We start from the raw sequence: 8,647 nt of genomic DNA, 5'->3' as shown, positions 1-8,647 counted from the left end.
CCATTTCGAAGGTGTTTTATATTGTCTCAAATAATTAGGTTAGTCTAAAATATAGATAGTTTTTTTGTTAACCAAATTGACCATTAATATATGCATATGTGCGTTTATCTTGTGGGTCTTCGAATATTTGTTTTGTTTCCCCATACTCGACAATTTCCCCCTCATAAAAGAAGGCTGTTTGGTCTGAAATTCTCGCTGCTTGCTGCATATTATGTGTCACAATAATAATCGCATAATCATCTTTTAATTTCGTAATAAGTTCCTCTATTTTCAATGTTGATTTTGGATCTAATGCAGATGTCGGTTCATCCATTAAAATCACTTCTGGTTCGATTGCTAAACATCTTGCAATACATAGACGTTGTTGTTGTCCACCTGATAAGCGATATGCATTATCATGTAAACGATCTTTTACTTCGTCCCAAATAAAAGCTTTTCGCAAACTCGTTTCCACAATTTCATCTAAAATTGCTTTTTTGCGAATTCCGTGAATACGTGGTCCATATGCAATATTTTCATAGATTGATTTTGGAAAAGGATTCGCTTTTTGGAATACCATTCCAACATCTGTACGCAAATGTTCTACTTTCAAACTTGGATCAAAAATATTCTTATCACGATACCAAACATTTCCTTTCACTTTTACGTTTGTTGCTTGTTCAACCATGCGATTCAATGTTTTTAAATAGGTTGATTTCCCACACCCGGATGGTCCGATAATTGCTGTCACTTCTTTGTTACGAATTGCCATGTTGATATCTTTTAATGCATGTGTATCCCCATACCATAAGTTTAATCCTTCCGATTTATAGACGGTTTCACGTTCGATTGCTTCTTTTTCTAACAATTGGATATGTGGTCGTGTCTCCTGTTTTTCTACTGTTACAACAGACATACAATCTCCTCCTAATAATATTTTTAAACACCGCTGTAGAATGATATACCTTTGACGCTTCAAAGCTACGTACATAGCACAAATCACATTTAATCAAATGTTTTTTCAAATTTGTTTCGAATAAAAATAGCGGTTGCGTTTAGTAGGAATAAGACAATGAGTAATACGATAATGGTTGCCGCAGCTAAATTCGCATATTCGCGCACCATCGTCGAGTCTAATGTCCAATAATAAATTTGGACTGGTAGCACGGTAAATTTATCAAAAATACTCCCGGGAATAGGAATAAGTAATGCCGGAATACCTATGACAACGAGTGGAGCCGTCTCCCCAATCGCACGAGATAAGGATAAAATAGCACCAGTTAAAATTCCAGGTAACGCAATTGGTAAAATAACGTTTTGAATGGTTTGCCATTTTGTCGCCCCAAGACCATATGACCCTTCTGTCATAAAACTAGGCACCGTACGTAAAGCTTCTTGACTTGCAACAATGGTAATCGGCAAAATTAATAATGCCATTGTTAAACCGCCAGCTAAGACGACGTTTCCTAATTGTAAAGCCCGGACGAAAATCGTCATACCTAAAATTCCGTATACGATAGACGGGACACCAGCTAAGTTGCCGATATTCATTTGAATAAAATCACGTAATTTTCCTTTTTTCGCATACAACTCTAAATAAATAGCTGTTGCAACTCCTAATACCATCGTTACTGGTGCAACGACAAGCATTAACCAAAGTGTTCCTATAATTGCACCAAAAATTCCAGCCTTTTCCGGGTCTGTCGATAATTTTCCTGTAATAAAATCCATATTTAAAAAAGCAATCCCATCTGAACATACACGATATAATAAAATCGCCAAAACAATTAATGCAAATAATGTGGCAGCTAGAAATAAGCTTTTCGCAATATGATTGATTATAATTTTTTTATTCGTTCTTTTTTCTACTAAAGTAGGATTTAATTGTCTCATCTTTCACACACCTTATTCATACTGTGCTTTCCATTTTTTCGAAATATAATTCGCTAAAATGTTCATTAATAATGTAAAGACGAATAATGTTAATGCAACTGCATATAAACTGTAATAAATGGTGGATCCTGCTGGTGCGTCTCCACCTGTCACTTCTACAATATAAGCCGTCATCGTTTGCATGGATTGCGTAACATCGAATGTAAAGTTTTTTGTACTACCACTCGCAATCGTCACAATCATCGTCTCCCCAATTGCACGAGAAGTCGCAAGTACAATAGACGCAACAATTCCCGATAATGCACCAGGAATAACAATTTTCGTAACAACTTCTAATCTTGTTGCTCCCATTGCAAGGGCTCCGTCTTTTACAGCAGTCGGTACAGCATTCATTGCATCTTCAGATAAAGAAGCAATCATGGGAATAATCATAACTCCCATTACAATACCTGGACTTAATATATTCGTTGATTCCAACCCTGGGATAATATGCTTTAACATCGGTGTTACAAATGTAAATGCAAAAAACCCATATACAATAGTTGGAATACCTGCTAGAACTTCCAGTGCAGGTTTTAACACCTTTCTTAACTTTTTAGGTGCATATTCACTTAGGTATATTGCAGACATTAAACCAATTGGAATGGCAACAATTAGTGCAATAATGGTTGCAGTAAATGTACCAACTAATAATGGTAACACTCCAAATGATGGATTTGCACTCAACGGTTTTAAATTCGTTGAAGAAAAAAACTCCCAAATCGGTACTTCTCGAAAGAAATGTACCGATTCAGAAAATAAAATATAAATAATTCCGATTGTCGTTAAAATTGAAATACTAGTAAAGAGGAAAAGAAGTGTAGGAATCATCTTTTCCCCCTTCATTTTCCACCTTTGTAAAGTCGTTTCTTGTTTCATCAACTCTCGAACGTTGAACTGTTTATCTGACAAAATGATTCCCTCCTGCCACTTACTTCAGTGAATCGATGAAAGACAAGTTTTCATTTACTTCCTCTTCTGGAATAGGTGCGAATCCTGTTTCACCCGCAAAGTCGTTGATATTATTTAATACATACTCTGCAAAGTCTAATACCTCAGGTTTTTCCTTTGCATTGTTCACATTTAAGTAAGTGAATACTGGTCGAGTAAAGTCTGCGTAATCTCCATCTTCTGCAATCGTATCTAGAGAAGGTTCTACCGCACCGTCACCGAAATCTACAGATACTGCTTGTAATTTATCTTGGTTGTTCACGTAATAACCAAATCCGAAAAACGCAATTCCATTCTCATCATCTTCAATTAAGTTTACTAATGTTGAATATTCTTGTTGTAAATCAATATCTAACACTAAATCTTTTTCTTCTAATACATTTTCAAAGAAAAATTCATATGTTCCATGATTTTCATTCGGACCGTATGTGTTAATTTTTTCATCTGGCCAATCTGGATTGATATCAGACCACTTTGTTACATCTTCTTCTGCTAAGAAAATCTTCTTTAAGTCTTCTGCAGTGATTTCAGTAGCCCAATCATTCTCTTTATTGATAACAAATGTTAAACCGTCTAGTGCTACTTTCAATTCTTTTACTTCCATTCCTAATTCTTCTGCCTTAGCTGCCTCTTCTTCTTTAATTTCACGTGATGCGTCATTAAAATCTGTTCCATTCTCTACTAAAAACTTTTCAAATCCGGCACTAGTTCCCGCACGGCTTACTTCTACTGACACACCTTCTTGTTCATTGACCATATATTCTTCCGCTAATTTCGCCATTAGTGGATAAACTGTTCCAGAACCATCGATTACAACACTACCTTCTAATTGTTCTGATCCTTCATTGTTTCCATTTGCATCGCTGTTCGCATTACTATTTTCCGCTTCCCCTTGGCATGCTACTAAAATTAGCACGAAAGCTCCTAATAAAATAGCTTTCCAGATGTGATTCAATCTCATATTTTTCTCTCCTCTTTTTACCCTCATTTTTTATTCATCTTTAGTATAAAAGATGAATGTAAAGAGAATATGAAGGGAATGTAAAGAGAATGTAAATTCAAAAAAATACAAATAATAGCTCATAAAAAAGCCCTTCTAAAATGTATAAAACTAGACTTAGTTACGCTATGCTCCATCAGTCATTAAACCGTGTACCTTTGCAGAGGACTAAAATCATTCTAGCTATCACTGGATCAAACGCTCACCGTGTGCATTTGAAAAAAACTTTACATGAATGATAGACTCTTCTAAATATTTTCTTACTCCATACGCTCCTTTTATTTAAAAGAATCATACGATTATGCCAGAACATGATGTACAATTGTCTTAACATTAGGAGAAAGAGAGGAGATGTTATATGAATAAAAAAGTTATTTTCTGGGGTGTTATGATATTATTAGCTCTTTCTTTACTTGTTGCTTGTAATAATGATGATAACGAAGAAACTACTTCTTCAAGTAAACCACCTACTGCTCAAGAAGTATTAAGAGATGAACCAGATGCTGATATATTTCAGATAAAAGGTATCATATATCAGACAGGTATTGAGTGGGCAAATCATGTGAAAGTAACCAAAAATAAGAAGATTGGTATAATCAAAGAGACCTCAAAAAGTAAATTTAAAGACGGGACCGCCTCAAAGCTCCCACCAAATACTGATATTTTTTCGACAAACGAACAAGATATATTAATTGTAGAAGAAAATGGGGAAGTAAAAAAATATGTAGCTTTATCAGAAGGTTAAAAACCCACTGTTATTAAACAGAGAGTTTTTTCTAATTAATGAAGTGGATAATGTCTGGTGACCAAGAGAACGAAGACGAATATGTAGAAGAGTATTTATATAACCTGTCCATATCTGAGGTTTTAAAAGGGGCATTTCCCTCCTGGATTTGGTTTTGGATTACTTTTTTCTAAAAGGGAAATTCACTTATTTTCTATTTTTAAGCATAAAAAAGGTGCCAGTGAATTTTTTCCACCGACACCTTGTATTGTACAGCCTTTATTAATAGTTTACATTTTATAATTTCCATACATGCCATCACAAGATGATTATTTCTTTCAAACCTTATTCTACTAAACTTTCTTCAATTTGGTTCGCCATTTCTTGAACTGAAATTAATCCTCCACCAGATAAGTACCAGAATTCAGGATCTAAATAATAAATGTCATCATTTTGGAATGCTTTTGTACGTTCCACTAATTTGTTTTCAACTACTTGTTTCGCTGAGGATTCCCCACCGACAACAGCGCCACGATCAATTACATATAATAAATCTGGGTCTTGTTCTGTCACGTATTCAAATGATACGTTACTTCCGTGTGTAGATACTTCAATCCCTTCATCTACAGCTGGTACACCGAATACGTCATGGATAATTCCGAAACGCGAGCTAGGGCCATATGCACTAATTTTATCATCATTCGCTAAAATAATTAATGCATTTTTATCTGCCTCTTCCGCTTTTTCATTTACAGAAGCAATTGTGTCATCAATTTCAGCTAATGCATCTTCAACCTCTGATTCTTTTCCAAACATTTCTCCAACAGTAGTTACGTTCTCAGTAAATGAGTCCATATAATTCTCTGTATCTACTCCTAAGAATACTGTTTCTGCAATTTCTTGTAGTTGATCATATACTTCTGATTGACGTCCAGAGATAATAATTAAATCTGGATCAAGTTCCGCAATTTTTTCAAAATCAGGTTCTTTTAATGAACCAATATTTGCATAATCTTCTGATGCGAAATCATCAATATAACTTGGAATCACACCTGCTTGTGCAACACCAACTACTTTATCTTCTAAACCTAATTTTTTAAATGTATCTAGTATACCAAAATCAAATACTACAACTTTTTCTGGATTTTTTTCGATTTCAGATGTTCCTAACTCATGTTCAATTGTCATCGTTTCCGATGCTTCGTTATTGTTTGATGCATTATCGTTTCCATTATTATCTGAACTACAAGCTGCAGCAACTACCATTAAAACTACTAATAATAAACTTACATATATTTTTTTCATTGAATTATATACCTCACATATTTTTTAGAAATAGACACAAATTCTTTGGTCTTCAATCTCTTTAATTTCGATATCCATATCATAAATTTCTTTTAACACACATGAATCAATGACATCACAAGTATGACCTTGCTTTACTATTTTTCCATCTTTTAATGCGACAATTTCATCTGAATAACATGATGCAAAGTTAATATCATGAATGACAATAACAATTGTTTTTCCTAACTCATCGCAAAGTCTACGTAAAGTCTTCATAATTTGTACAGCATGTCGCATATCTAAATTATTTAATGGTTCATCCAGTAAAATATATTCTGTATCTTGTGCAAGTACCATTGCAATAAATGCACGTTGTCGTTGACCACCACTTAATTCATCTAAAAATTTATGCTGAATATCCGCTAATTCCATATATGCAATTGCTTCATCTACCTTTTTCCAGTCTTCACGCTTCAAATTTCCTTTTGAATATGGAAAACGTCCAAAAGAAATAAGCTCTCTTACAGTTAACTTTACATTCATCGAGTTCGATTGTTTTAAAATAGAGATTTTACGCGCAAGTTCACTATCTTTTGACTTGCTTATATCTTCTCCATCAATCGTGATGATTCCTTCGTCTTTTGCAATGAGCCTACTAACCATAGAGATTAACGTACTTTTACCTGCTCCATTCGGTCCAATAAACGATGTTATTTTCCCTTTCGGAATTGTTAATGACACATCATCAATAACTTTTTTGTTGTTATACGTTTTAAATACACTTTTTATATCTACCATGATTTATTCTCCTTTAGAATTAAATAGATGAAGTAAATTCCACCAACGAAATTTATAATTACACTTAATGTCGTTTCAAACGTAAAGATCTTTTCAACAATAAATTGACCACCTATTAATGCGATAATGCTAATTAATACAGAGCCTAAGATAATATATAAATGCCTATAAGTCCTCATAAACTCGTAAGCAATGTTAACGACGAGTAAGCCTAAAAATGTGATAGGACCTATCAACGCTGTTGCAATAGAGATTAAAATTGCGACAACTATTAATAGTCGTTTTACAACAAAGTCATAAGGAACACCTAAGTTTGTTGCATGGTCCTTCCCTAAAGCTAATACGTCTAAGTATTTATAGTATCGACTAAAGTAAATGACGACCCCTATCATCAACACAATAGATAAATAAACGAGGCTCGTATTTACATTGTTTATACTTGCAAACATCTTATCTTGCGCAACCATGAACTCATTTGGATCAATGAGCACTTGCATGAAAGATGTAAAACTACTGAAGAATGTTCCTAAAATCATCCCGATTAGTAAAAGGAAATATATATTTACATTTTCCCCTTTAAATAATAATCGGTAAAATAATAGAGAAAATAACACCATGACACCTATTGATATTAGATAATTCATTTGACTGTTCATCATCACTAATGAACGAGAGCCAAAAATAAAAATGATGAAAGTTTGCGTTAGTAAATATAGAGAATCAATTCCCATAATACTAGGCGTTAAAATTCTGTTATTTGTTATCGTCATAAAAACAGTTGTCGAAAATGCAATTGCTCCACCAGTTAAAATGATAGCGACAACTTTCATAATCCTCTTCGGTAATACGTAATCGATATTACCAGTTAGGTCATAAAAAATATATAGTAACGCTAGGGATAATGCAACAATAGCAAGAATGATCGTCTTTTTTTTATAACCCATATTTCCTTCTCCTTAATAGCAGGTAGATGAAAATACCACTTCCAATAACACCTACTGTTAAATTGATTGGAACTTCATATGGATAAATAATCACTCTACCGATAATATCACATACGAGCACAAACAATGCCCCTAGCAAAGCCGTATGTATTAAATTGTTTTTTAAATGGTCTCCTTGATAAATCGTCACAATGTTTGGCACGATTAACCCGAGAAACGGTATAACACCAACAGACAACACAACAGATGCTGTAACAAAAGCCGATATGATTAAACCGATATTCACAATTTGCCGATAATTTAAGCCTAAATTTTTGGAAAACTCTTCTCCCATTCCAGCTATCGTAAACTTATTTGCATATACATATGCAATAATGAGTGTTGGAATACTAATATATAAAAGTTCATAGTTTCCACTCATAATCATGGAGAAATCACCTTGCATCCATGATGTCATATTTTGAATAAGATCATTTTTATATGCAAAGAAAGTGGCCATTGAATCGATAATACTACCGAACATGAGCCCAACTAATGGAATAAACACGGGATCTTTAAATTTAATTTTCTCTAAAATTTTCATAAAAACAAACGTACCAATTAATGCAAATCCAAATGATATCGACATCTTAAGTAAAGGACTTGCTGCGGTAAACCACATTAATGATACGAGTACTCCGAAACGAGCAGCATCCATTGTACCTGCCGTTGTCGGGGATACAAACTTATTTTTACTTAGTTGTTGCATGATGAGACCGGCAATACTCATACTTGCTCCAGCAATTAAAATACTGACAAGTCTCGGCAATCGGCTTACGAGTAAAACTTCGGTTTGTTCTTCGGTTAATTTAAATATGTCTAATGGTGTGACATCCGAGACACCGATGAAAATCGATGTAAATGACAATATTACCAATGGAATAACTAAATAACGTATTTTCATTTTTATCTTATCTCTCTCTATTTATCATCATTCTAATTTAAGTATCATTATAAATAAGAATGAGATTCATTATCAATTAGGTTGTCGAA

Annotated in this window: 9 protein-coding genes; 1 reads left to right on the top strand and 8 read right to left on the bottom strand. The window is 33.8% G+C overall.

Translation table 11 applies throughout. The features are described from left to right. Positions 1–67: 67 nt before the first annotated feature. The 4 genes from pstB to WKT09_RS04035 form a co-directional block, all read right to left on the bottom strand. A complete protein-coding gene (gene pstB, locus WKT09_RS04050) occupies positions 68–895 on the bottom strand; it encodes a phosphate ABC transporter ATP-binding protein PstB (protein WP_340414820.1) in 828 nt (275 codons plus the stop codon). 89 nt (positions 896–984) lie between these two features. Beyond that, positions 985–1,872: a phosphate ABC transporter permease PstA gene (gene pstA / locus WKT09_RS04045; RefSeq protein ID WP_340414819.1), complete on the bottom strand. Its 888-nt coding sequence runs from the start codon at positions 1,870–1,872 to the stop codon at positions 985–987. A 12-nt stretch (positions 1,873–1,884) separates the two neighbouring features. Then, entirely contained in the window at positions 1,885–2,790 is a 906-nt protein-coding gene (pstC, locus tag WKT09_RS04040; protein ID WP_340414823.1) for a phosphate ABC transporter permease subunit PstC, read from the bottom strand. 52 nt (positions 2,791–2,842) lie between these two features. Then, positions 2,843–3,823, bottom strand: a complete 981-nt coding sequence (locus WKT09_RS04035) for a PstS family phosphate ABC transporter substrate-binding protein (protein ID WP_340414818.1) — start codon at positions 3,821–3,823, stop codon at positions 2,843–2,845. Positions 3,824–4,220: 397 nt separating this feature from the next. On the opposite strand from WKT09_RS04035, the gene WKT09_RS04030 reads away from it, so the two are divergent. Beyond that, a complete protein-coding gene (locus WKT09_RS04030) occupies positions 4,221–4,607 on the top strand; it encodes a hypothetical protein (RefSeq protein WP_340414817.1) in 387 nt (128 codons plus the stop codon). 324 nt (positions 4,608–4,931) lie between these two features. On the opposite strand, the gene WKT09_RS04025 is transcribed toward WKT09_RS04030, so the two are convergent. From WKT09_RS04025 to WKT09_RS04010, 4 genes are read right to left on the bottom strand one after another with little or no spacing between them, the layout of a single operon-like run. After that, on the bottom strand, positions 4,932–5,891 hold the full coding sequence (locus WKT09_RS04025) for a siderophore ABC transporter substrate-binding protein (RefSeq protein ID WP_340414816.1): 960 nt from the start codon (positions 5,889–5,891) through the stop codon (positions 4,932–4,934). Positions 5,892–5,915: 24 nt separating this feature from the next. Further along, positions 5,916–6,671, bottom strand: a complete 756-nt coding sequence (locus WKT09_RS04020) for an iron ABC transporter ATP-binding protein (protein WP_340414815.1) — start codon at positions 6,669–6,671, stop codon at positions 5,916–5,918. Then, positions 6,665–7,615 carry an iron chelate uptake ABC transporter family permease subunit gene (locus WKT09_RS04015; RefSeq protein WP_340414814.1) on the bottom strand — a complete coding sequence of 317 codons (951 nt, stop codon included), beginning with the start codon at positions 7,613–7,615 and terminating at the stop codon, positions 6,665–6,667. The genes WKT09_RS04020 and WKT09_RS04015 overlap by 7 nt, the downstream gene beginning before the upstream one ends. Continuing rightward, positions 7,605–8,558, bottom strand: a complete 954-nt coding sequence (locus WKT09_RS04010) for an ABC transporter permease (protein WP_340414813.1) — start codon at positions 8,556–8,558, stop codon at positions 7,605–7,607. Before WKT09_RS04010 ends, WKT09_RS04015 begins: the two co-directional genes overlap by 11 nt. Positions 8,559–8,647 lie beyond the last annotated feature (89 nt).

This window comes from Pseudogracilibacillus sp. ICA-222130 (assembly GCF_037892545.1).
GTDB lineage: Bacteria > Bacillota > Bacilli > Bacillales > Amphibacillaceae > Pseudogracilibacillus.
The sequence above is the reverse complement of the archived record's forward strand: the minus strand, read 5'-3'. Positions and strand labels throughout refer to the sequence as shown.

Bases quoted from the DNA above. Each gene is read 5' to 3' on its own strand.
- pstB (WP_340414820.1), bottom strand. From the start codon at position 895: ATGTCTGTTGTAACAGTAGAAAAACAGGAGACACGACCACATATCCAA.
- pstA (WP_340414819.1), bottom strand. From the start codon at position 1,872: ATGAGACAATTAAATCCTACTTTAGTAGAAAAAAGAACGAATAAAAAA.
- pstC (WP_340414823.1), bottom strand. From the start codon at position 2,790: ATGAAACAAGAAACGACTTTACAAAGGTGGAAAATGAAGGGGGAAAAG.
- WKT09_RS04035 (WP_340414818.1), bottom strand. From the start codon at position 3,823: ATGAGATTGAATCACATCTGGAAAGCTATTTTATTAGGAGCTTTCGTG.
- WKT09_RS04030 (WP_340414817.1), top strand. From the start codon at position 4,221: ATGAATAAAAAAGTTATTTTCTGGGGTGTTATGATATTATTAGCTCTT.
- WKT09_RS04025 (WP_340414816.1), bottom strand. From the start codon at position 5,891: ATGAAAAAAATATATGTAAGTTTATTATTAGTAGTTTTAATGGTAGTT.
- WKT09_RS04020 (WP_340414815.1), bottom strand. From the start codon at position 6,671: ATGGTAGATATAAAAAGTGTATTTAAAACGTATAACAACAAAAAAGTT.
- WKT09_RS04015 (WP_340414814.1), bottom strand. From the start codon at position 7,615: ATGGGTTATAAAAAAAAGACGATCATTCTTGCTATTGTTGCATTATCC.
- WKT09_RS04010 (WP_340414813.1), bottom strand. From the start codon at position 8,558: ATGAAAATACGTTATTTAGTTATTCCATTGGTAATATTGTCATTTACA.